At 72.8% G+C, this 22383-nt stretch carries 21 protein-coding genes and 1 pseudogene; 13 read left to right on the top strand and 9 right to left on the bottom strand.

Going from position 1 to position 22383, the window contains the following annotated elements:
- Nucleotides 1-30: 30 nt before the first annotated feature.
- On the top strand, nucleotides 31-828 hold the full coding sequence (locus OG440_RS18310) for a hypothetical protein (protein WP_406007897.1): 798 nt from the start codon (nucleotides 31-33) through the stop codon (nucleotides 826-828).
- A gap of 61 nt (nucleotides 829-889) precedes the next feature.
- Nucleotides 890-1219 (top strand): rhodanese-like domain-containing protein, encoded by a 330-nt coding sequence (locus OG440_RS18305; protein ID WP_406011387.1) that lies wholly within the window; start codon nucleotides 890-892, stop codon nucleotides 1217-1219.
- A gap of 99 nt (nucleotides 1220-1318) precedes the next feature.
- On the opposite strand, the gene OG440_RS18300 is transcribed toward OG440_RS18305, so the two are convergent.
- From OG440_RS18300 to paaA, 6 genes are all read right to left on the bottom strand, one after another.
- On the bottom strand, nucleotides 1319-2491 hold the full coding sequence (locus tag OG440_RS18300; protein ID WP_406007896.1) for an acyl-CoA dehydrogenase family protein: 1173 nt from the start codon (nucleotides 2489-2491) through the stop codon (nucleotides 1319-1321).
- Nucleotides 2492-2711: 220 nt separating this feature from the next.
- Entirely contained in the window at nucleotides 2712-3773 is a 1062-nt protein-coding gene (locus tag OG440_RS18295; RefSeq protein ID WP_406007895.1) for a 2Fe-2S iron-sulfur cluster-binding protein, read from the bottom strand.
- Complete coding sequence (gene paaD, locus OG440_RS18290) at nucleotides 3773-4318, bottom strand: 1,2-phenylacetyl-CoA epoxidase subunit PaaD (RefSeq protein ID WP_406007894.1); 546 nt, start codon at nucleotides 4316-4318, stop codon at nucleotides 3773-3775. The genes OG440_RS18295 and paaD overlap by 1 nt, the downstream gene beginning before the upstream one ends.
- Nucleotides 4312-5034: a 1,2-phenylacetyl-CoA epoxidase subunit PaaC gene (paaC, locus tag OG440_RS18285; protein WP_406007893.1), complete on the bottom strand. Its 723-nt coding sequence runs from the start codon at nucleotides 5032-5034 to the stop codon at nucleotides 4312-4314. The genes paaD and paaC overlap by 7 nt, the downstream gene beginning before the upstream one ends.
- Nucleotides 5031-5318 carry a 1,2-phenylacetyl-CoA epoxidase subunit PaaB gene (paaB, locus tag OG440_RS18280; RefSeq protein ID WP_406007892.1) on the bottom strand — a complete coding sequence of 96 codons (288 nt, stop codon included), beginning with the start codon at nucleotides 5316-5318 and terminating at the stop codon, nucleotides 5031-5033. Before paaB ends, paaC begins: the two co-directional genes overlap by 4 nt.
- The gene (gene paaA, locus OG440_RS18275; RefSeq protein ID WP_406007891.1) at nucleotides 5315-6328 is read right to left on the bottom strand and encodes a 1,2-phenylacetyl-CoA epoxidase subunit PaaA; all 1014 of its coding nucleotides are present in this window, start codon (nucleotides 6326-6328) and stop codon (nucleotides 5315-5317) included. The genes paaB and paaA overlap by 4 nt, the downstream gene beginning before the upstream one ends.
- Nucleotides 6329-6612: 284 nt before the next feature.
- Here paaA and OG440_RS18270 point away from each other — a divergent pair, with 284 nt between their 5' ends.
- From OG440_RS18270 to OG440_RS18260, 3 genes are read left to right on the top strand one after another with little or no spacing between them, the layout of a single operon-like run.
- Entirely contained in the window at nucleotides 6613-7590 is a 978-nt protein-coding gene (locus OG440_RS18270; RefSeq protein WP_406007890.1) for a DUF5819 family protein, read from the top strand.
- Nucleotides 7587-8798, top strand: coding sequence for an HTTM domain-containing protein (locus tag OG440_RS18265; RefSeq protein WP_406007889.1), 1212 nt, complete (start codon nucleotides 7587-7589; stop codon nucleotides 8796-8798). The genes OG440_RS18270 and OG440_RS18265 overlap by 4 nt, the downstream gene beginning before the upstream one ends.
- Nucleotides 8795-9571: a TrmH family RNA methyltransferase gene (locus tag OG440_RS18260; protein WP_406007888.1), complete on the top strand. Its 777-nt coding sequence runs from the start codon at nucleotides 8795-8797 to the stop codon at nucleotides 9569-9571. The genes OG440_RS18265 and OG440_RS18260 overlap by 4 nt, the downstream gene beginning before the upstream one ends.
- Nucleotides 9572-9581: 10 nt before the next feature.
- Here the strand turns inward: OG440_RS18260 and paaN are convergent, their stop codons facing one another.
- Nucleotides 9582-11291, bottom strand: coding sequence for a phenylacetic acid degradation protein PaaN (paaN, locus tag OG440_RS18255; RefSeq protein WP_406007887.1), 1710 nt, complete (start codon nucleotides 11289-11291; stop codon nucleotides 9582-9584).
- A gap of 159 nt (nucleotides 11292-11450) precedes the next feature.
- On the opposite strand from paaN, the gene OG440_RS18250 reads away from it, so the two are divergent.
- Together OG440_RS18250 and OG440_RS18245 are read left to right on the top strand one after the other, a co-directional pair.
- Nucleotides 11451-12974, top strand: a complete 1524-nt coding sequence (locus OG440_RS18250) for a 3-hydroxyacyl-CoA dehydrogenase (RefSeq protein ID WP_406007886.1) — start codon at nucleotides 11451-11453, stop codon at nucleotides 12972-12974.
- Entirely contained in the window at nucleotides 12971-13561 is a 591-nt protein-coding gene (locus tag OG440_RS18245; protein WP_406007885.1) for a TetR/AcrR family transcriptional regulator, read from the top strand. Before OG440_RS18250 ends, OG440_RS18245 begins: the two co-directional genes overlap by 4 nt.
- Nucleotides 13562-13641: 80 nt before the next feature.
- Here the strand turns inward: OG440_RS18245 and OG440_RS18240 are convergent, their stop codons facing one another.
- On the bottom strand, nucleotides 13642-14217 hold the full coding sequence (locus OG440_RS18240; protein ID WP_406007884.1) for an Lrp/AsnC family transcriptional regulator: 576 nt from the start codon (nucleotides 14215-14217) through the stop codon (nucleotides 13642-13644).
- Nucleotides 14218-14392: 175 nt separating this feature from the next.
- On the opposite strand from OG440_RS18240, the gene pdhA reads away from it, so the two are divergent.
- From pdhA to OG440_RS18215, 5 genes are all read left to right on the top strand, one after another.
- The gene (pdhA, locus tag OG440_RS18235) at nucleotides 14393-15538 is read left to right on the top strand and encodes a pyruvate dehydrogenase (acetyl-transferring) E1 component subunit alpha (RefSeq protein ID WP_406007883.1); all 1146 of its coding nucleotides are present in this window, start codon (nucleotides 14393-14395) and stop codon (nucleotides 15536-15538) included.
- A complete protein-coding gene (locus OG440_RS18230) occupies nucleotides 15535-16539 on the top strand; it encodes an alpha-ketoacid dehydrogenase subunit beta (protein ID WP_406007882.1) in 1005 nt (334 codons plus the stop codon). Before pdhA ends, OG440_RS18230 begins: the two co-directional genes overlap by 4 nt.
- A complete protein-coding gene (locus OG440_RS18225; RefSeq protein WP_406007881.1) occupies nucleotides 16539-17891 on the top strand; it encodes a dihydrolipoamide acetyltransferase family protein in 1353 nt (450 codons plus the stop codon). Before OG440_RS18230 ends, OG440_RS18225 begins: the two co-directional genes overlap by 1 nt.
- Nucleotides 17892-17972: 81 nt before the next feature.
- Nucleotides 17973-18911, top strand: a complete 939-nt coding sequence (locus OG440_RS18220) for an NTP transferase domain-containing protein (RefSeq protein WP_406007880.1) — start codon at nucleotides 17973-17975, stop codon at nucleotides 18909-18911.
- Entirely contained in the window at nucleotides 18908-20335 is a 1428-nt protein-coding gene (locus OG440_RS18215; protein ID WP_406007879.1) for a molybdopterin molybdotransferase MoeA, read from the top strand. The genes OG440_RS18220 and OG440_RS18215 overlap by 4 nt, the downstream gene beginning before the upstream one ends.
- A gap of 101 nt (nucleotides 20336-20436) precedes the next feature.
- Here OG440_RS18215 and OG440_RS18210 read toward each other — a convergent pair whose 3' ends face one another.
- Entirely contained in the window at nucleotides 20437-21555 is a 1119-nt protein-coding gene (locus OG440_RS18210) for a potassium channel family protein (RefSeq protein ID WP_406007878.1), read from the bottom strand.
- A gap of 119 nt (nucleotides 21556-21674) precedes the next feature.
- Here OG440_RS18210 and OG440_RS18205 point away from each other — a divergent pair.
- A pseudogene (locus OG440_RS18205) lies at nucleotides 21675-22373 on the top strand (potassium channel family protein); the annotation flags it as partial.
- Between the last annotated feature and the right edge of the window lie 10 nt (nucleotides 22374-22383).

Here is a 22383-nt window from a genome sequence, read left to right as displayed (position 1 = left end):
GCCGGGGGAGCGTTGGCCTAGGCTGGTCGGGTGACGACCCCCGAAGCTGAGCAGCCCCGGCCCGAGGCACGGCTGGAGCAGGCCGTACGGGCCGCCGAGCAGGCGTTGATCGAGTTCGAGATCGCGGTGGAGACCTTCCGCGTCGAGGTCGAGAACTTCTCGCGGCTCCACCATCAGAAACTCGGCCCGATGTACGCCCGGCTCGACGAACTGGACGCCCAGATCGCCGAGGCCAAAGCGACGCGCACCGGTGATCCCGAGGACCGGCGCAAGGCCGCCGAGGCGCGGGCCAGGGTGATGCCCATGCCCGGGGTCGAGGAACTGTTCCACGGCTGGATGGACGGCGAAGGGCTGTTCCCGGAGGCCGAGGCGATGCTCACGGACCAGTCGGTCCGGCCCCCGCAGCGGGTGCGGCCCAGCGAGGAGGCCCGCAAGCTGTACCGCGAGCTGGCCCGCAAGGCGCACCCGGACCTCGCGCAGGAGGACGCCGAGCGGGCCCGGCGCGAGGAGTTCATCACCCGCGTCAACGCGGCCTACGCCCGGGGCGAGGAAGCGCTGCTGCGCGAGCTGGCCGAGGAGTGGGCGGCCGGTCCGGCGCCCGAGGAGCGGAGCCCGAGCCCCAGCGAGGAGCTCTACGCCCGTCTCGAGTGGCTCGCCCAGCGCAAGGAGATGCTCGCGCTGGTCGCCCGGGAGCTGGAGGACAGCGCGATCGGCTCGATGCTCCGCATGGCGCCGGAGGACCCCGACCGGCTGCTGGACGAGATCGCCGACAAACTCCTCGCGGACGTCGCCGCCCGCGAGGCGGAGCTGGACGAGCTGGTGGGCTAGCGGGCCGGACGTGTCGTACGCCCGGTCGGGTAGCGTCGGGCGTATGAGTTTCGGAGCTGGTGTGCCCACGGTCGAGGTCGGCGACCTCAAGGACGACGACTTCCTGCTGGACGTCCGCGAGGACGACGAGTGGCAGGCGGGTCACGCCGAAGGGGCACTGCACATCCCCATCAGCGAGTTCGTCGCCCGGTACGGCGAACTGACCGAGGCGGCTCCGCAGGACGGTCGGGTCCATGTGATCTGCCGCTCCGGTGGCCGTTCGGCCCAGGTCACCATGTACCTCGTCCAGCAGGGCATCGAGGCCGTGAACGTCGACGGCGGCATGCAGAGCTGGGCGGCCACGGGCCGCCCGGTCGTCACGAACGAGGGCAACCCGGGCTTCGTCCTGTAAGTCGTCGGGGCGGCGCCGGGGCGGCCTGTTGGTCCCGCCGGGGCCGGGGTCCGCCGAGGTTCGCCCCGCCGGGGCGGGGGTCGGCCGAGGGAGCGGGCGTCAGCCGAGGGGGTGGGCGGCGAGCAGGTCGCCCAGCGCCTCCTCGTGTGCCGCGGCCGGGCCGAGCGACAGTTCCAGGTGCTTGGCCCAGGCGTGATACCGGTGCAGTGGGTAGTCGACGTCGGCGCCGAAGCCCCCGTGCAGGTGCTGAGCGGTCTGCACGACCCGCCGTACGCCCTCCGAAGCCCAGATCTTGGCCACGGCGACATCCCCGGAGGCCGGCAGCGCGCCCGGCGCTCCGGAGGCGATCCGCCAGGCGGCCTGCCACAGCGTGACCTCCATCGCGCGCAGGTCGATGTAACGGTCGGCGGCCTGCACGGCGACGGCCTGGAACGTGGCGATGGGGTGGCCGAACTGCTCCCGCTTGCCGGCGTACTCGCCAGTCATCGCGAGCACACGCTCGCCCAGACCGAGCGCCTGCGCGCAGGTCCCCGTGGTCAGCAGGGCGAGCAGCCACTCCCAGGCGCCGTCGGCGGTGATGACGTCCCGGTCGGCGATCCTCGCCGCTTCGAGGCGCAGTTCGCCGAGCCGCTCACCGGTGGTGGAGATCTGTTCGGCGAGCACGACTCCTTCGTGCCCTCGTGCGACGACGGCGAGAACGCTCCGGTCGTCCCCGGTCCGCGCCGGTACGACGACGTAGTCGGCGTCGTACGCCCACGGCACCATCGTCTGTACCCCGTCCAGCACCCACTCGCCGTCGCCGTCGCCGTCGTCGCCGTCGTCGGCGTCGGCGGTGCCGTCCTGCCGTGCGGTCACGGCGAGTTCGGCCGGGTCGTGGCCGGTGCGGCCGTTCGCGGCGACGGTGAGGACGATCTCGCCCCGGCCGGCCCGGGCGAGCAGGGACGACTTCAACTCCGGGCCGCCGTAGGCCTGTAGGGCGGCCGCGGCCGCGCTGCTCTCCAGCAACGGCACCCGTGCCAGCACCTTCGACGCCTCGCGCAGCACCAGGCAGAGCGCGATCGCGTCGAGGCCGGCCCCGCCGTACTCCTCGTCCAGCAGCAGGCTCAGGAGGTCCGCGGAGGCGAGCCTGGCCCACAGCGCGCGGTCGAAGTCGTCGGCCACGGCGCCCCTGGTGAGCGCGGGGCTCGGCACGTCGTCGGGAGCGACCCCGGCGAGCACCCCCCGCGCCGCCTCCGCCGCTGCCTGCTGCTCCTCGGTGAAGGTGAAGTCCACGTCCTGTCCTCCCGACGGGTCAGCTGATCTGACGGAGCGTCAAGATAGAACAGGTTCTAGAAGAAGGGAACGGCCGGCGGGAGGGGAACGGTCGAGGAGATGGGGAACGGTCCGCGGGAGGGGAACGGTCGAGCAGATGGGGAACGGTCGGCGGGAGGAGAACGGTCGGCGGGAGGGGGCAGGGGGGCGGGGGCGCCCCCTCGCCGCGGGACCGGGCTCCTCACCGGTCGAAGTCGACCTCCACCGTCTCCGTCAGCGGATGCGACTGGCAGGCCAGCACATAGCCGGACTCCGTCTCCTCGGGTTCCAGCGCGAAGTTGCGGTCCATCCGCACCTCGCCGGACACCAGGAACGTCCGGCAGGTCCCGCACACCCCGCCCTTGCAGGCGTAGGGCGCGTCCGGCCGGTTGCGCAGCACCGTCTCCAGGACCGACTCGCCGTCCTGCACAGGCCAGCTGCCGCCCCGGCCGTCGAGCCGGGCGGTCACGGTGCTGTGGGCGGGAGCCGCCCCGCGCACCGGGGCCGCCGTGACCTCGACGTGGAAGATCTCCTCGTGGATGCGGGACCGCGCGACGCCGATCTCCCGCAGCGCCTGCTCCGCGCCCTGGACGAGTCCCAGCGGCCCGCACAGGAACCACCCCGCGACCTCCGCCACCGGCAGCAGCGACGGCAGCAGCCCCGTCAGCCGTTCCCGGTCCAGCCGCCCGGACGGCAGCCCGGCCTGCTGCTCCTCCCGGGAGAGCACGGTGACCAGCTGGAACCGCTCGGGGTATCTGTCCTTGAGGTCGGCGACCTCCTCCAGGAACATCGTCGAGGCGGCGGTCCGGTCGCTGCGGATGAGGCAGAACCGGGCGGCGGGCTCGCGGGCCAGCAGTGTCGAGACGATCGACAGCACCGGCGTGATCCCGCTGCCGCCGACGATCGCCGCGTACCGGCCGGGAGCGGGGGCCAGGGTGAACCGGCCGGCCGGCGTCATCACGTCCAGCTCGTCGCCGACGGCGATCTCCTTCAGCGCGTACGTGGAGAAGGCTCCGCCCTCGACCAGTCGCACGCCCACCCGCAGTGTGCGGGGTCCCGCGCCGTCGGGATCCGGCGCGGGCGAGCAGATCGAGTACGTCCGCCTGACCTCGGTCCCGTCGGCCATGCGGCGCAGGGCGAGATGCTGGCCGGGCGCGTGCCGGTACTCCTCGCGCAGCGCCTCGGGGACGGTGAGGGTGAGGGTGACGGAGTCGTCGGTGAGGTGGCCCACCGCGGCCACCTGGAGCGGGTGGAAGCGGGCCATCACAACTCCTTGAAGTGGTCGAAGGGTTCACGGCAGGCGAGGCAGCGACGCAGCGCCTTGCAGGCGGTGGAGGAGAAGCGGCTGAGCAGCTCGGTGTCGGCGGAGCCGCAGTGCGGGCAGCGGATCGGTTCCAGGGCCGCGTCCATGCCCGTCGGGGCGAGGGTCCGGGTGGGGCCCAGGGTGACGCCGACCGGTTCGGCCGTCCCCTGCCGCACGCGGGGCGGCGCGATGCCGAACTCCCGGAGTTTGCGGCGCCCTTCGGCGGAGATGTCGTCGGTCGACCAGGCGGGGGACAGCACCGTGCGCACGGTGACCTCCCGGATCCCGTGCTCGTGCAGCGCCCGTTCGATGTCCAGGGACATCGCCTCCACCGCCGGACAGCCGGTGTAGGTGGGGGTCAGCTCGACCTCGACGGCGTCCCCGTCGCGCACGTGCACCGCGCGCAGGACGCCGAGTTCGCGAAGGGTGACCACGGGCAGTTCGGGGTCGAGCACCGAACCGGCGACCGCGAGGAGTTCCGTCTCCAGCGGGGTGAGCGTCACCATGACGCACCCGGGTGGCTGCGGTGCAGGTGCTGCATCTCGGCGAGCATCCGGCCGAAGGACTCGGTGTGCAGGCCCTCGCGGCCCGCGCCGGCGGTCCAGGCCCCGGTGCGCGGCCCCTCGGGCACGGTCAGGCCGGCCCGCCCCAGCACGCTCCGTACCGACTCCAGCCAGGCCGCTTCCAGCTCCGGGACGTCGAGGTCGAGGCCGTCCACGGGGCGGAACATCTCCCCGGTGAACCGCCACAGGGCCGTGCAGGCCCGCTGCATCCGCTCGTGGCTCTCCTCGGTGCCGTCACCGAGCCGCAGCGTCCACTGTTCGGCGTGGTCGCGGTGGTAGGCGACCTCCTTGACGGCCTTCGCCGCCAGCCCCGCGAACGGGCCCTCCACGGCCGCCAGCCGCGCGTACAGCAGGTGCTGACAGGTGGAGAAGTACAGCTGGCGGGCGATGGTGTGGGCGAAGTCGCCGTTGGGCTGCTCGACCAACTGCAGGTTGCGGAAGGCGCGTTCCTCGCGCAGGTACGCCAGCTCGTCCTCGTCGCCGGCCATCGACAGCAGGATCCGGGCCTGGCCCAGCAGGTCGAGGGCGATGTTGGCGAGGGCGACCTCCTCCTCGAGGACGGGCGCGTGGCCCATCCACTCCCCCAGCCGGTGGGAGAGCACCAGGGCGTCGTCGCCGAGGGCGAGGGCGGCGGTGTGGGTGTGCGTCGTCGTGGTCACAGGTGCTTCACCCCGTCCGGGATCTCGTAGAACGTCGGGTGCCGGTACGGCTTGTCGGCGGCCGGTTCGAAGAACGGGTCCTTCTCGTCCGGCGAGGAGGCCGTGACCGAGGAGGACGGCACGACCCAGATCGAGACGCCCTCGCCGCGCCGGGTGTACAGATCGCGCGCGTTGCGCAGGGCGAACTCGGCGTCCGGCGCGTGCAGGCTGCCGGCGTGGGTGTGGGAGAGGCCGCGCCGGGAGCGCACGAAGACCTCCCACAGGGGCCAGTCGGTGTTCGTCATGCCTGCTCCACTTCCGTCCCAGAGCTGTGTTTGGCCGCGTGGGCCGCGGCCGCCTCTCGTACCCACGCGCCCTCGTCGTGCGCGCGTCTGCGCTGCGTTATCCGCTGCTCGTTGCAAGGGCCGTTGCCCTTGAGGATCTCCTTGAACTCGGTCCAGTCGATGGGGCCGAAGTCGTGGTGTCCCCGCTCCTCGTTCCACTTCAGGTCCGGGTCCGGGAGCGTGAGGCCGAGCGAGGCCGCCTGGGGGACACAGATGTCGACGAAGCGCCGGCGCAGTTCGTCGTTCGAGTGGCGCTTGATCTTCCAGGCCATCGACTGCGCGGAGTGCGCGGACTCGTCGTCGGGCGGGCCGAACATCATCAGGGACGGCCACCACCAGCGGTCCACCGCGTCCTGCGCCATCGCGTGCTGCTCCGGGGTGCCTCGGCTGAGGGCCAGCAGCAGCTCGTACCCCTGGCGCTGGTGGAAGGACTCCTCCTTGCAGACGCGGACCATCGCGCGTGCGTACGGGCCGTAGGAGCAGCGGCACAGCGGCACCTGGTTGGTGATCGCGGCGCCGTCCACCAGCCAGCCGATCGCGCCGACGTCCGCCCAGGTCAGCGTGGGGTAGTTGAAGATCGAGGAGTACTTCTGACGGCCGGAGTGGAGCTTGTCGAGCAGTTCCTCGCGGCCGACGCCGAGGGTTTCGGCCGCGCTGTACAGATAGAGCCCGTGGCCCGCCTCGTCCTGGACCTTCGCCATGAGGATGGCCTTGCGGCGCAGGGAGGGCGCGCGGGTGATCCAGTTGGCCTCCGGCTGCATGCCGATGATCTCGGAGTGGGCGTGCTGGGCGATCTGGCGCACCAGCGTCGCGCGGTAGGCGTCGGGCATCCAGTCGCGTGGCTCGATGCGTTCGTCGGCGGCCACGGTGGCGTCGAAGGCGCGCGCGTACGCCTCGTCGGCGCCGGCTTCGCCGTCCTGCCCGGTGTGCGGCTGTGTGCGGGCCGTCTGGTGCGCGGCTGCTGTCGCCATGCGGTCCCCCTTGACCTTGGGCCTCGGCTGGGTGCCTTGGCCTCGGCTCTGCCCGAGCCTTCTCCCGACCGATCGTTCGGTCCGTGCGATTCCATGGTGGGACGGCCGTCGTAAGGTGTCAACCGCTGTGGATAACCTGCGGGCATCCCCTGTGGACAACCTGCCCCGGCCTTCGCCGGCCCGGGTGTCGCGGGGAGGGGGCTGCGCCGAACGGGTGAGGCTGAGTACCGTTCGCGATTGCGCGACGCAGCGCGAGGACGACCGGCATCGGGGAACGGGGCGGAATGGACGTGCACGACGGAGGGCCCGGCTCTCCACAGGGGCGGAACACGTCAGGGGAGGCGGGGGCGGACACGGAGACGTCACCCGCCCGGGACGCCGTCCCCCGCCCCCGAGCCGAACTTCCGAGCCCTGAACCCGAACCCGAATCCGCCTCCCCCCGGGCCGAACACGGCGACCTCGGCGAGGACGCCTTGGGCGAGTCCGTCGATGCTCCCACCGGTGCTCCCGTCGGCGAGCCTGACGGTGGTCCGGTCGGTGATCAGGCAGGTGACAGCCATCCCGTCGGCGACCCGGACGCCGTTCTCGTCGGTGAGTCCCGACCGCCGGAAGGCCGGACCGGCGTGGCCGCCCTCTCCCTGCGCTATCAGGTCGGCGCCGCGCTGGCGCTGGCCGTCGTCGCGGTGACCGTCTGTGTGCACGTCGGGATGGTGTTCCTGCACGTCGCACCGTCGAACACCGTCAGCAAGGCGCACGGCAAGGCGATCGACGACTGGATCTACCCGGAGTTCGAGCAGAACTGGAAACTGTTCGCGCCGAACCCGCTCCAGCAGAACATCGCCGTCCAGGTCCGTGCCCAGGTACGGACCGCGGACGGTGGGTCGCGGACCACCGGCTGGTACGACCTGTCGGCGCAGGACGGCCGGGCCATCGACGGCAATCTGGTGCCGAGCCACACCCAGCAGAACGAGCTGCGCCGCGCCTGGGACTTCTTCACCGCCACGCACGACAACGACAACCACCCCGTCGGCCTGCGCGGAGCCCTCTCCGAGACGTACCTGCGCCACATCGTGGTGCTGCGTCTGGAGCGCGGCGGCGCGGCCGGTGACGGCGGCGTCGTCGAGCGGATACAGGTCCGTTCGCAGACCACCAATGTGGCCCCGCCGAAATGGAGCACCGAGAAGGTGTCGACGAGCCCGGTGTACCGCGTGCTGTCCTGGTGGTCGGCGCCGGACGGCGAGACCGAGGGAGGCACGAGGTGAACCGGTTCTCCCTGACGGTGTCCGCCGTCATCGCCCGTGTCACCGAGCCGGCGCTCGCGCCGTACCAGAGCGCGGTGGTCCGGATCGGCTTCAGCGCGACATGGCTGCTGTTCCTGCTGCGCGAGTTCCCGCACCGGCACGAGCTCTACGGCCCCGACGGGCCCTGGGACTGGGAGCTGGCCCGGCAGCTGATCGACACCAACGGCGCGTTCACGGCCCTGATGTGGTCGGACGGGCGGGGCTGGTTCGAGGCGGTGTACCTGCTCGCGCTGCTCTCCGCCGCGCTGCTGCTCCTCGGCTGGCGCACCCGCGCGATGTCGGTGCTGTTCATGGTCGGCGTGCTGTCGCTCCAGAACCGCAGCGTCTTCGTGGGGGACGGCGGGGACAACGTCCTGCACCTGATGTCGATCTACCTCGTGTTCATGCGGTGCGGCCGGGTGTGGTCGCTGGACGCGCGGCGGGCACGGCGGGCGCACGAGGCACGCGCGCGTGGGGAGCGGGTCACCGACCGGGTGGGCCCCGGTCTGTGGGCCGTGGCCGGGTTCGTCCTGGTCACGGTGACCGTGGCGGGCCGCTTCCACAGCGCCTGGACCATTCCCGCGCTGCTCTGGGCGGCGTGGACCGTGCAGGGCCTGTGGTGGGCCGTCGACCGGCGCACGAAGTCGGCGGAGCCCCGGATCCTGCTCGACGTGATCGGCAACATCCTGCACAACGGCGCCCTGGTCGTGATCATGGCCGAGGCCTGTCTGATCTACGCGACGGCCGGCTGGTACAAGATCCAGGGCTCGCGCTGGCAGGACGGCACCGCCGCGTACTACCCCCTGCACCTGGACTACTTCTCGCCCTGGCCCGCGCTCGCCGACCTGCTGGCCGCCAGCGGCACGATGGTCCTGCTGGCCACCTACGGCACCGTCATCGTGCAGGTCGCCTTCCCGTTCACGCTCGCCAACCGGCGGCTGAAGAACATCCTGCTGGCCCTGATGATGACGGAGCACACGGTGATCGCCCTGCTGCTGGGGCTGCCGTTCTTCTCGCTGGCGATGATCGCGACGGACGCCGTGTTCCTGCCGACGGGCTTCCTGCGGCGGGTGGGCGGATGGGCGGCACGCGCGCGTGAACTGCTGTCCTCCGGCGGCGGTCGCAAGGCGGCGCCGGAGACGTCGGCCCAGGAGAACCCCGAGCACACGCGCGTAGGGTTCACGGCATGACCGACCCCATGACCGCGGGCTCCGATCCGCTCGGCCGGTGGCGGCGGCTCGCCGACGCCTGCGTCCTGCTCGACGGCTTCCACGCCCTCAAGCACGCCGTGCGCTTCGGGGCCGAGGTCCCGGTGGCGGTCGCTGCCGACCGGCGGGCGACGCTCGCCCTCGCCGACGAACTCGCCCCGGACGTGCGCGACGCACTGGACGCCTTGCTGACGGAGGTCCCGGAGGCGACGTACACCTCCCTGGTGCCGCGCCCGCATCCCACCGCGGTCGCCTCCCTGGCCGTACGGCCCTCCCGCGAGGCCGGCCTGGAGCGGCTCGGGCACGTGCCCCGCGTGGCTCCCGTCGTGGTCCTGGACAACCCGCGCAACCTCGGCAACGCGGGCGCGGTGATCCGGCTGGCCGCCGGTTTCGGGGCCACCGGGGTGGTCACCACCGGCACGCTCGACCCCTGGCATCCGACCGTGGTGCGCGGCGGGGCGGGGCTGCACTTCGCGACCGCCGTGGAGCGGCTGACCGTCGACGAGCTGCCCGCCGGCCCGGTCTTCGCCCTCGACCCGGAGGGTGACGACATCCGGGGCGTCAAGCTGCCGGACGACGCCCTGCTGGCCTTCGGCTCGGAGCGCAGCGGGCTCTCCGCCGAGCTGCGCGCGCGTGCCGACCACCTTCTCGCCCTGCCGATGCGCCCCCAGGTCTCCAGCTACAACCTCGCGACCAGTGTGGCCATGACGCTGTACCACTGGAGTGCCACCGGGGGCGCACCGCACGTTCCCTAGGTGTGCGTGCCTAGGCGTCCCTGCGGACCTCCACCACCCGGAAGCGGTTCGCGACGAACGCGCCGTCGGTGAGGGCCGCGTTGGCCGCCGGATTGCCGCCCGAGCCGTGGAAGTCGGAGAACGCGGCCGTCTGGTTGACGTAGACCCCGCCGGTGAGGTTGAGGGAGAGCTGGGCGGCCTCCTCCAGGCAGAGCTCCTCGATCGCCCGCTCGACCTCCGCGTCGGTGGTGTACGCGCCGACCGTCATCGCGCCCTTCTCGCGCACCGTGCGCCGCAGCAGGGCGATCGCGTCGGCCGCGGAGTCGACGGCGACGGCGAAGGAGACCGGGCCGAAGCACTCGTCCAGGTAGGCGGCCTCGTCGTCCGCCCCGTCCCAGTACTTCCGCGCCCCGTCGAGCTTGACGAGCACCGGGGTGCGCACGATGGCGTCCGGGAACTCCGGGTTGCCGACCTCGCGCGAGGCGAGGGCGACCTCGCCCAGGCCGGCGGCGGCCTCCAGGCGGGCCTTGACGTCCGGGTTGACGATCGCGCCGAGCAGCGCGTTCGCGCGCGCGTCGTCGCCGAGGAGGCCGTCGACCGCGCGGGCGAGGTCGGCGACGACCTCGTCGAAGGTCTTCGCGCCGTCTTCGGTGCGGATGCCGTCGCGGGGGATCAGCAGGTTCTGCGGGGTCGTGCACATCTGGCCGCTGTACAGGGAGAGCGAGAACGCCAGGTTGGCGAGCATGCCCTTGTAGTCGGCGGTCGACTCCACGATCACCGTGTTGACGCCGGCCTTCTCGGTGTAGACCTGCGCCTGGCGGGCGTTGGCCTCCAGCCAGTCGCCGAAGGCGGTCGAGCCCGTGTAGTCGACGATCCTGATCTCGGGGCGGGTGGCCAGGGTCTTGGCGATGCCCTCGCCGGGACGCTCGGCGGCCAGCGCGACCAGGTTCGGGTCGAAGCCGGCCTCGGTGAGCACCTCGCGGGCGACGCCCACGGTCAGCGCGAGCGGCAGCACCGCGCGCGGGTGGGGCTTGACCAGGACCGCGTTGCCGGTGGCCAGGGAGGCGAACAGGCCCGGGTAGCCGTTCCACGTCGGGAAGGTGTTGCAGCCGATGAGCAGGGCGATCCCGCGCGGGACGGGTGTGAAGGTCTTGGTCATCGCGAGCGGGTCGCGCTTGCCCTGGGGCTTGCTCCACTCCGCCGTGCCGGGCGTGCGGACCTGCTCCGCGTACGCGTACGCCACCGCCTCCAGGCCGCGGTCCTGCGCGTGCGGGCCGCCCGCCTGGAACGCCATCATGAAGGCCTGGCCGGAGGTGTGCATGACCGCGTGCGCGAACTCGTGCGTCCGGTCGCTGATCCGCTTGAGGATCTCCAGACAGACCACCGCGCGCACTTCCGGGCCCGCGTCCCGCCAGGCGCCCTGTCCGGCCCGCATGGCGGGCAGCAGCGTGTCCACGTCCGCGTGCGGGTAGGTCACGCCCAGTTCGACGCCGTAGGGCGAGATCTCGCCGCCCACCCAGTCGTCGGTGCCGGGCTGGCCGAGGTCCAGGCGGGTGTGCAGCACGGCGTCGAAGGCGGCCTTGCCGGCCGCGGCGTCCAGGCTGCCGTTCTCCCCGTAGGCCTTGGGGTGTTCCGGGTGCGGGGACCAGTACGCGCGGGTGCGGATCGCTTCCAGGGCCTGGTCGAGGGTGGGCCGGTGCTGGGCGATCAGAGCGTGCGCGGTCGGTTCGGCGGCGGCCATGCGGGACCAACTCCTCGTCTTGAGAACTCTCCGTCGAGCTCATGACCTGGCGGAAACCTGGGCAGGAACAGCCAGTCAGGGTTAGAGTAACCGAACGATCGGTCGGGACAAGGGGGCCTGCCGCATCTGTGGAAAACCCAGTGCGGGAGGATCGCGCACATGACAGCACTCGACCTCAGCAGCCCCGTGGCCGTCGTCGGCACCGGCACCATGGGCCAGGGCATCGCCCAGGTCGCGCTCGTCGCCGGCCACCCCGTTCGGCTGTACGACACCGTGCCCGGCCGCGCCCGGGAGGCGGCCGCCGCGATCGGCGCCCGGCTGGACCGGCTCGTCGAGAAGGACCGCCTCGCCGCCACCGACCGGGACGAGGCACGTGCCCGTCTGCGGCCGGCGGAGAGCCTCTCCGACCTCGCCGACTGCTCCCTCGTCGTCGAGGCCGTCGTAGAGCTCCTGGATGCCAAGCAGGAGCTGTTCCGGCAGCTGGAGGACGTCGTCGGCGAGGACTGTCTGCTCGCCACCAACACCTCGTCCCTGTCGGTGACCGCCGTCGGGGGCGCCCTGCGCAACCCGGGTCGTCTGGTGGGCCTGCACTTCTTCAACCCGGCGCCGCTGCTGCCGCTGGTCGAGGTCGTCTCCGGGTACGCCACCGACGTCACGTCGGCCACGCGCGCGTACGAGACAGCCCGCTCCTGGGGCAAGACGCCGGTCGCATGCGCCGACACCCCCGGCTTCATCGTCAACCGCATCGCGCGGCCCTTCTACGCCGAGGCGTTCGCCGTCTACGAGGCGCAGGGTGCCGACCCGGCCACCATCGACGCGATCCTGCGCGAGTCGGGCGGCTTCAGGATGGGCGCCTTCGAGCTGACCGACCTGATCGGCCAGGACGTCAACGAGTCGGTCACGCACTCCGTGTGGCGGTCCTTCTTCCAGGACGTGCGCTTCACGCCCTCGCTCGCCCAGCGCCGCCTCGTCGAGTCGGGCCGCCTCGGCCGCAAGACCGGCCAGGGCTGGTACGACTACTCCGCCGGCAGCGGGGCCGCCGAGTCGGCCGAACCGCACACCGCGGAGAAGGCCCGGCCGCCCGCCTACGTCGTTGCCGAGGGCAACCTGGGCCCCGCCTCCGAGCTGCTCGCGCTGATCCGCGAGGCGGGCATCCAGGTCCGCGAGGAGGAGGAGGACCACGGCACCCGCCTGGTGCTGCCCGGCGACGGCCAGCTCGCCCTCGCCGACGGCCAGACCTCCGTGGAGTTCCGCGACGTCGTCTACTTCGACCTCGCCCTGGACTACCGCAAGGCCACCCGCATCGCCCTGTCCGCCTCCCAGGACACCTCCACGCAGACGATGTCCGAGGCGATCGGCCTGTTCCAGGCGCTCGGCAAGGACGTCAGCGTCATCGGCGACGTCCCCGGCATGATCGTCGCCCGTACGGTCGCGCGGATCGTCGACCTCGCGCACGACGCCGTGGCCAAGGGCGTCGCCACCGAGGAGGACATCGACACCGCGATGCGCCTGGGCGTGAACTACCCCCTCGGCCCCTTCGAGTGGAGCCGCAGGCTGGGCCGCACCTGGGCCTGCTCCCTCCTGGACGACCTGCACGAGCGCGACCCCTCGGGCCGCTACGCGCCGTCCCTCGCGCTCTACCGGCACTCCTACGCCACCGAGAAGCGGGAGGGCACCTCGTGACCACCGCCAAGCGCGACACGTACACCCCGGAGACGCTGCTCTCCGTCGCCGTCCAGGTCTTCATCGAACGCGGCTACGACGGCACCTCCATGGAGCACCTCTCCAAGGCTGCCGGTATCTCCAAGTCGTCGATCTACCATCACGTCGCCGGCAAGGAGGAACTGCTGCGGCGGGCCGTCAGCCGGGCGCTGGACAACCTCTTCGGGATTCTCGAGGAGGAGCACGCGCGCGTGGGGGACGCCTCGGAGCGCCTGGAGTACGTCGTGCGGCGGATGGTCGAGGTGCTCATCGGCGAACTGCCCTACGTGACACTGCTGCTGCGCGTGCGCGGCAACACCGACACCGAGCGGTGGGCCCTGGAGCGGCGCCGCGACTTCGACCACCGGGTCGCCGAACTGCTGAAGGCGGCCGCCGCCGACGGGGACATCCGCGGTGACATGGAAGTGCGGCTCGCGACCCGACTGGTCTTCGGGATGATCAACTCGATCGTCGAGTGGTACCGGCCGGGCGGCCGCGGGATGGTCGAGAGCGAGGTCGCCGACGCCGTCGTGCGGCTGGTCTTCGAGGGGCTGCGCACGGCCCCGTAGGGCTCAGCCCCGCGGTTCCCTGGGTGGCCCCTGCCCCTGATGGCTCAGCCGCGGTGCCGCCGGTCCCGCCCGGCCGAGGCTCAGCCCTGCGGTTCCAGGTCCTCCTCCTCGAAGACCAGCAGCGTGCGCGTGCTGAGCACCTCGGGGATCGCCTGGAGCCGGGTGAGCACCACCTCGCGCAGCGCCCTGTTGTCGGGCGTGTGCACCAGGAGCAGGACGTCGAAATCGCCCCCGACGAGGGCGATGTGCGAGGCGCCGGGCAGCAGTCTGAGCTGCTCGCGCACCGTCCGCCAGGAGTTCTGCACGATCTTCAGCGTGATGTAGGCGCTCGTGCCCTGACCGGCGCGTTCGTGGTCGACCCGGGCGCCGAAGCCGCGGATGACGCCGTCCTCGATGAGCCGGTTGATCCGCGCGTAGGCGTTGGCGCGCGAGACGTGGACCCGCTCGGCGACCGACCGTATCGAGGCGCGGCCGTCCGCCTGGAGCATCTGGAGGATGTCCTGGTCGATGGCGTCCAGCGGACGCGGCGGCGGCAGCGGGGCGTTGCCCTGCGACGGGGCGCTGGGCGGCGACGGGGCACCGGTCGGCGACGGAGGGCTGCCCGGGGGCGGCGTGGTGCCGCTCTCCGGCCCTTCGGCCATTTGTTCAGGTGCCATGTCCCCCTGCCTCCCTGCCATGGACGTCCTGCACCCATCTCAGGTTGTGGAGAACCGTTTGTCCACAGCCTGAGGGGCGCTGTAGCCAAAATGTGCCGACGACCGAACAATCGGTAGGTGAGGCGCATCACAACCGGCGCGCCTCCCGTAGCCGCTTCCACGAGGAGGTGCCGTCATGACGGTCATGGAGCAACGGGGCGCTTACCGGCCGACTCCGCCGCCGGCCTGGCAGCCCCGTACCGACCCCGCGCCGCTGCTGCCCGACGCGGAGCCGTACCGCGTCCTCGGCACCGACGCGGCCGCGCAGGCCGACCCGGAGCTGCTGCGCCGGCTGTACGCACAGCTGGTGCGCGGCCGTCGCTACAACGTCCAGGCCACCGCCCTCACCAAGCAGGGCAGACTCGCCGTCTATCCCTCCAGCACCGGCCAGGAGGCCTGCGAGGTCGCCGCCGCGCTAGCCCTCCAGGAGCGGGACTGGCTCTTCCCCAGCTACCGCGACACCCTCGCCGTCGTCGCCCGCGGTGTGGACCCCGTCGAGGCCCTCACCCTGCTGCGCGGCGACTGGCACACCGGCTACGACCCCTACGAGCACCGTGTGGCGCCCCTGAGCACCCCGCTGGCCACCCAGCTGCCGCACGCCGTGGGTCTCGCGCACGCCGCCCGCCTCAAGGGCGACGACGTGGTCGCGCTGGCCATGGTCGGCGACGGCGGCACCAGCGAGGGCGACTTCCACGAGGCGCTGAACTTCGCCGCCGTCTGGCAGGCCCCGGTCGTCTTCCTCGTGCAGAACAACGGCTTCGCCATCTCCGTACCGCTCGCCAAGCAGACCGCCGCCCCCTCGCTGGCCCACAAGGCCGTCGGGTACGGCATGCCGGGCCGCCTGGTGGACGGCAACGACGCGGCCGCCGTGCACGAGGTGCTGACCGACGCCGTACGCCGCGCGCGCGAAGGCGGCGGCCCCACCCTCGTGGAGGCGGTGACCTACCGCATCGAGGCCCACACCAACGCCGACGACGCGACCCGCTACCGCGGTGACGCCGAGGTCGAGACCTGGCGCGAACACGACCCGATCCAGTTGCTGGAGCGCGAACTCACCACGCGCGGGCTGCTCGACGACGACGCGAAGCAGTCCGCGCGGGACGCCGCCGAGGCGATGGCCGCCGACCTGCGCGCCCGCATGAACCAGGACGCCGTCCTCGACCCCATGGAACTGTTCGCCCACGTGTACGCCGAACCCACCCCCCAACTGCGGGAACAGCAGGCCCTGCTGCGGGCGGAGCTCGAGGCCGAGCACGCCGACCAGGAGGGTACGCACCGATGACCACCGTCGCCCTCAAGCCCGCCACCATGGCGCAGGCGCTCACCCGCGCGCTGCGGGACGCGATGGCCGCCGACCCGTCCGTGCACGTCCTGGGCGAGGACGTGGGCACCCTCGGCGGCGTCTTCCGGGTCACCGACGGGCTCGCCGCCGAGTTCGGCGAGGACCGCTGCACGGACACCCCGCTCGCCGAGGCGGGCATCCTCGGCACGGCCGTCGGCATGGCGATGTACGGACTGCGGCCGGTCGTGGAGATGCAGTTCGACGCCTTCGCGTACCCGGCGTTCGAGCAGCTCATCAGCCATGTCGCCCGGATGCGCAACCGCACCCGCGGCCGTATGCCCCTGCCGATCACCGTCCGGGTGCCCTACGGCGGTGGCATCGGAGGCGTCGAGCACCACAGCGACTCCTCCGAGGCGTACTACATGGCGACCCCCGGCCTCCATGTCGTCACGCCCGCCACGGTCGCCGACGCCTACGGTCTGCTGCGCGCCGCCATCGCCTCCGACGACCCGGTCATCGTCCTCGAACCCAAGCGCCTGTACTGGTCCAAGGACTCGTGGAACCCGGAGGAGCCGCAGAGTGTCGAACCGATCGGCCGCGCGGTGGTGCGGCGCCCGGGCCGGAGCGCCACGCTGATCACCTACGGTCCTTCGGTGCCGGTCTGCCTCGAAGCCGCCGAGGCCGCGCGCGCCGAGGGTTGGGACCTCGAGGTCGTCGACCTGCGTTCCCTGGTGCCCTTCGACGACGAGACCGTCTGCGCCTCGGTGCGGCGGACCGGCCGCGCCGTCGTCGTGCACGAGTCGGGCTCCTTCGGGGGCCCCGGCGGGGAGATCGCGGCCCGCGTCACGGAGCGCTGCTTCCACCATCTGGAGGCACCGGTGCTGCGCGTCGCCGGGTTCGACCTCCCGTACCCGCCGCCGATGCTGGAGCGCCACCACCTGCCCGGTGTCGACCGCATCCTGGACGCCGTCGCGCGGTTGCAGTGGGAGGCGGAGAACTGATGGCACAGGTCCTGGAGTTCAAGCTCCCCGACCTCGGGGAGGGACTCACCGAGGCGGAGATCGTCCGCTGGCTGGTCCAGGTCGGCGACGTCGTCGCCGTCGACCAGCCGGTCGTCGAGGTCGAGACGGCCAAGGCGATGGTCGAGGTGCCCTGCCCCTACGGCGGTGTGGTCACCGCCCGCTTCGGCGAGGAGGGCGCCGAACTGCCCGTCGGCGCCCCTCTGATCACGGTCGCGGTCGGTGCTCCGGCCACCGGCGGCCCGGACGTTCTCGCCGGGGACGCCGAGGGGTCGGGCAACGTGCTCGTCGGTTACGGCACCTCGGAGGCACCCGCGCGCAGGCGCCGCGTCCGGTCTGCGCGACCGGAACCCGTCGCTTCCGTGCCCGTCGCGGCTGCTCCGGCCGCCCCGGCTGTCCCGGCCGCCCCGGTTCTCCCCGGCGTCCCGGCCGAGGGGACCGACCGCTCCACCGGCCCCGTTCCCGTGATCTCCCCCCTGGTGCGCAGACTCGCCCGGGAGAACAACCTGGACCTGCGCGAGCTCACGGGCTCAGGGCCCCAGGGGCTCATCCTGCGGGCGGACGTGGAGAACGCGTTGCGGGGGGCCGTTCCTGGTCCCCTGGAGCAGGCGGCACAGCTGCCGCCCGGGTCCTCCGCTCCCTCGGACAGCCGCCGCGTTCCGCTCAAGGGCGTTCGGGGCGCCGTCGCCGACAAGCTCTCCCGCAGCCGGCGCGAGATTCCCGACGCGACCTGCTGGGTGGACGCCGACGCCACGGAGCTGATGCGGGCCAGGGCGGCGATGAACGCGTCCGGCGGGCCGAAGATCTCGCTCCTCGCGCTGCTCGCGCGTATCTGCACCGCGGCGCTGGCCCGCTTCCCGGAGCTCAACTCCACCGTCGACCTGGCGGCCCGGGAGATCGTCCGGTTCGACCACGTCCACCTGGGCTTCGCCGCGCAGACCGAGCGGGGACTCGTCGTGCCCGTCGTCCGCGACGCGCACGCCCGGGACGCCGAGGGGCTCACCGCGGAGTTCGCCCGGCTCACCGAGGCGGGCCGGGACGGCCGCCTCACCCCCGCCGACCTGACCGGCGGCACCTTCACCCTGAACAACTACGGGGTGTTCGGAGTCGACGGCTCCACGCCGATCATCAACCACCCCGAGGCGGCCATGCTCGGGATCGGCCGCATCGTCCCCAAGCCGTGGGTGCACGAGGGCGAGCTGGCGGTGCGCCAGGTCGTCCAGCTCTCGCTCACCTTCGACCACCGGGTGTGCGACGGCGGCACGGCGGGAGGCTTCCTGCGCTACGTGGCGGACTGCGTGGAGCGGCCGGCGGTGCTGTTGCGCACCCTGTGATTGCGGGCGGGCCCCGGCGATTCGGGCGTTTCCCGTGATCGGACGGGCCCGCATCCCCAGGGCGGCCCGCATACTCGGGGGGTGACCCCGAACGAGCCCGCCGCCCACGACGCCGTCGTACTCGCCGGTGGCGGCGCCCGCCGGCTCGGCGGCGCCGACAAGCCGGGCGTGCGGGTGGGCGGGCGCGCGCTGCTCGACCGGGTGCTCGGCGCCTGTGCGGGCGCGCGCACCACCGTCGTCGTCGCCGACCCCCGCCCCACCGCCCGGCCCGTGCGCTGGGCACGCGAGGACCCGCCCGGCGCGGGACCCGTCGCCGCGCTCGAAGCCGGCCTGCGCCACACCGCGGCGGACGACGTCCTCGTCCTCTCCGCCGATCTGCCCTTCCTCGGGGCGGACACCGTACGGCGGCTGCTGAGCGCCCTGCGCGCCGGCCCGGCCGAGGGCGTGCTGCTCACCGACGCCGACGACCGTGACCAGCCGCTCGTCGCCGCGTACCGCACGGCTGCCCTGCGCCGCGAACTGGCGGTGCTCACCGCCCGCGAGGGCGGCCTCACCGGACTGCCGCTGCGCCGGCTGACCGCCGGACTCCACCTCACCCGCGTCCCCGACCCGCTCGCGTCGTTCGACTGCGACACCTGGGACGACATCGCCGCCGCCAGGGCACGTATCAGGGAGCATGACCACGTGTTGGATGAATGGATTTCCGCAGTCAAGGACGAGCTGGGCATCGACCTCGACGTCGACACCGGCGCCCTCCTCGACCTCGCCCGCGACGCCGCCCACGGGGTGGCCAGGCCCGCAGCGCCGCTGACCACCTTCCTGGTCGGCTATGCGGCCGCGCAGGCCCGGGGAGGCCCCGAAGCCGTCGCCGAGGCGGCCCGCAAGGCCGCCGCGCTGGCGCTGCGCTGGGCCCGGGAGGCCGAGCAGGAGGACGCCGGGCAGGAGAAGAAGGCCGGGCGAGGGGAGGCCGAGGTGCGGCAGGCCGACGAGCCCGGCGGCTCCGGACCGGACGCCGGATGACCGCCCGCGGTACCGGGCAGGGCCTCGACGCCGAGGACCTCGACGTCGAGGAGGCGCTCGCCCTCGTGAAGGACGGCAACGGCACCGCCCGCCCGGCCGGCGGCCCTCGCCCCGCTCAGGGCGAGGGAGGCGACCGCGGCGCTTCGCCTTCCGCCTCCCCCTCCGCCCCGGCCCGGGCCCCCGAGACCGGTCACCGGGGCGACGCCGGCGAGCACGGCCACCGGGCGACCTCCTGGCCCGAGGCCCGCACGATCGCCGCCCGCGCCGCACGGTCCGGTGCCGCCCGCCTGGCCCCCGTGTCCGTGACCCTCGACGACGCGCTCGGCCTCGTGCTGGCCGCCCCGCTGACGGCCCTCACCGACCTGCCCTCCTTCGACACCTCGGCGATGGACGGGTGGGCGGTCGCCGGCCCCGGGCCCTGGCGCGTACGCGAGGAGGGTGTGCTGGCCGGCAGTGCGGCGCCCGCGCGCCTGGCCGACGGCGAGGCCGCGCGGATCGCCACCGGCGCGCGGATCCCCCCGGACACCACCGGGGTACTGCGCAGCGAGCACGGCCGGACCGACGACAACGGCCGACTGCACCCGACCCGCGAGATGCAGCACGGCCACGACATCCGGTCACGGGGTCAGGAGTGCCGCAGCGGGGACCAGCTGCTGCGTGCCGGCGCGATGGTGACCCCGGCCGTCCTCGGCCTCGCCGCCGCCGCCGGGTACGACACGCTGGCCGCCGTCCCCCGGCCCCGGGTCGAGGTGCTCGTGCTGGGCGACGAGCTGCTCACCGAGGGCCGTCCGCACGACGGCCTCATCCGGGACGCGCTCGGCCCGATGCTGCCCCCGTGGCTGCGGGCGCTGGGCGCCGAGGTCATCGCCGTACGCCGGCTCGGTGACGACGCGCAGGCCCTGCACAAGGCGATCACCGCATCCGGCGCCGATCTCGTCGTCACCACCGGGGGCACCGCCTCGGGACCGGTCGACCACGTGCACCCCACCCTGCGCCGACTCGACGCCGAACTCCTCGTCGACGGCGTCAAGGTGCGGCCGGGCCACCCCATGCTGCTGGCCCGCCTCAAGGAGGACCAGCACCTCGTCGGCCTGCCCGGCAACCCGCTCGCGGCCGTCTCCGGGCTGCTGACGCTCGCCGAGCCGCTGCTGCGCACCCTGGCCGCCCGGCCGGCTCCCGAGCCGTACACGCTGCCGCTGCGGCAATCGGCGCACGGTCACCCGTACGACACCCGGCTCATCCCGGTCGTCCTGCGGGGTGATCATGCCGTGCCGCTGCACTACAACGGCCCGGCCATGCTGCGGGGCATCGCGGCGGCCGACGCCCTCGCCGTCGTACCGCCGGGCGGCGCCCGCGCGGGTCAGGAGACGGAACTTCTCGACCTGCCGTGGGCGGCGGCCGGGATCGACGCCTGTTTCACGTGAAACAGCCCTGATTCACCGTGTTTCACGTGAAACAGTCTCGGCCCGTCCCCATCTCCAGGCGGGCCGCGCGTTCCTCGCGCCCTGTTTCACGTGAAACAGCGTCATGCCTGCTCGTGGGCCGGGACGGCTCGGCTGACGGTGATCACACGGTCCCCCAGTTGGAGTCGGGTGAGCCGGGGGTCGGTGTAGTCCAGCAGTTCCTTGCCCCGGACCACGGCCACGACCAGGTCTGCGCAGCTGCGGGGTGCCTTGCCGACCTCCGCCTGGCTGACCGACCGCTCGATGAGATCCAGGCCGTTGCCGAGGGTCATCAGGTTCTCCAGGGTCCTGGCCACGGTCGGGCTGACCATCGAGACGCCGAGCAGCCGGCCGGCGGAGCTGGAACTGGTGATCACGGTGTCCGCGCCGCTCTGCTTGAGCAGCGGCACGTTCTCGTCCTCGCGGGCGGCCGCGACGATCGTCGCGCGCCGGTTCAGCTGCCGGGCGGTGAGGGTGACGAGGGCGGCCGTGTCGTCGCGTTGCGGGGCGACGATCACCCGGGAGGCGTTCTGGACCTCGGCCTTGAGGAGCGTCTCGGAGCGGGTGGCGTCGCCGGTCACCGACACCAGCCCGTCGTCGCCGGCGGCGAGCGCGGACTTGCGCTGGGCGTCCACGATGACGATCCGGTCCTTGGCGATGCCCTGCCCGACGAGGGTCTCCACCGCGTGGCGGCCCTTCGTGCCGTATCCGACGACCACGACGTGGTCGGTGGTGCGGGCCCGCCAGCGGTGGACGCGGACCTGCTGACGGGTGCGCTCGGTGAGCACCTCCAGGGTGGTGCCGACCAGGATGATCAGGAACACCACGCGCAGCGGTGTGATGACGAGGATGTTGATGAGCCGGGCCGTGCTGCTGACCGGGGTGATGTCGCCGTAGCCGGTGGTGGAGAGCGTGACGGTGGCGTAGTACGCGGCGTCGAGGAGGTCTACGGACCCGTCCGAGTTGTCGTTGTAGCCGTCGCGGTCGGCGTAGACGATGAGCGTGGTGAGGGCCAGCACCAGCAGGCCCATGGCGAGACGTCGCAGCACCTGCTGGAGCGGGGGGACGGCGATGCGCATGGGCATCGTGATGGAACGGCCCGCCTCCGCGTCGTCGCGTGCCTCGCTGCGGGAGCGGTACCAGAGGGACCTGAAGAGGGTGAGTCTGGCCGGGCCGGCCGGCTGTCGTTCGTGGTCCTTCATCGTGTGCCCCCTGTGACGGTGATCCGATCGGTGGGCACCATGGTTCCCGGCGGGCTCGTACCCGTCATGAAGCAACACGTGTCCATGAGCCACAGATATCCATGATCCCGGAGGTCCCCTTGCGCGACCACACTGTCGTCGTCGGCTTCGGTACGAAGGGGCGGTCCGCGATCCGGACGGCCTGCGCGGCGGGCCTGCGCAAGGAGCAGGTCGTGGTGATCGACCCCAGCGCCAAGGTGATCGACGCGGCGAAGGCCGAGGGCTACGAGGGCGTGGTCGGGGACGCCACCCGCAATGATGTGCTGTGGCGGGCCGAGGTGCAGCGTGCCGGACGGATCGTCATCGCGACCCAGCGCGACGACACGGCCGTCCTCGTGGCGCTGACGGCCCGCCAGCTCAACCCCGGGGCGAAGATCGTGGCGGCGGTCCGCGAGGAGGAGAACGCACCGCTGCTCAAGCAGTCGGGCGCCGACGAGGTCATCACCAGCGCCGGAGCGGCCGGCCGGCTCCTCGGCCTGTCCGTGCTCAGTCCGGCGGCGGGCAGGGTCATGGAGGACCTCATCCAGCAGGGCGACGGACTCGACCTCGTGGAACGGCCCGTCACCAAGGCCGAGGCGGGCCGCGGACCACGGGAGACGGACGACCTGGTGGTGAGTGTCGTCCGCGGGCACCGCGTCCTCGCCTACGACGACCCGGCGATCGGCATGCTGGAACCGACGGACCGGGTGGTCACGATCGTGCGGGTGGGCCCGGACCGCACCCGGGCCCCGCTCGGGACGCCCGGCATGCCCGGGGTCCCGCCGCTCCCGCCGGCCTGAGACGCAGCCG

Source organism: Streptomyces sp. NBC_00637 (assembly GCF_045161545.1).
GTDB lineage: Bacteria > Actinomycetota > Actinomycetes > Streptomycetales > Streptomycetaceae > Streptomyces.
The sequence above is the reverse complement of the archived record's forward strand: the minus strand, read 5'-3'. Positions and strand labels throughout refer to the sequence as shown.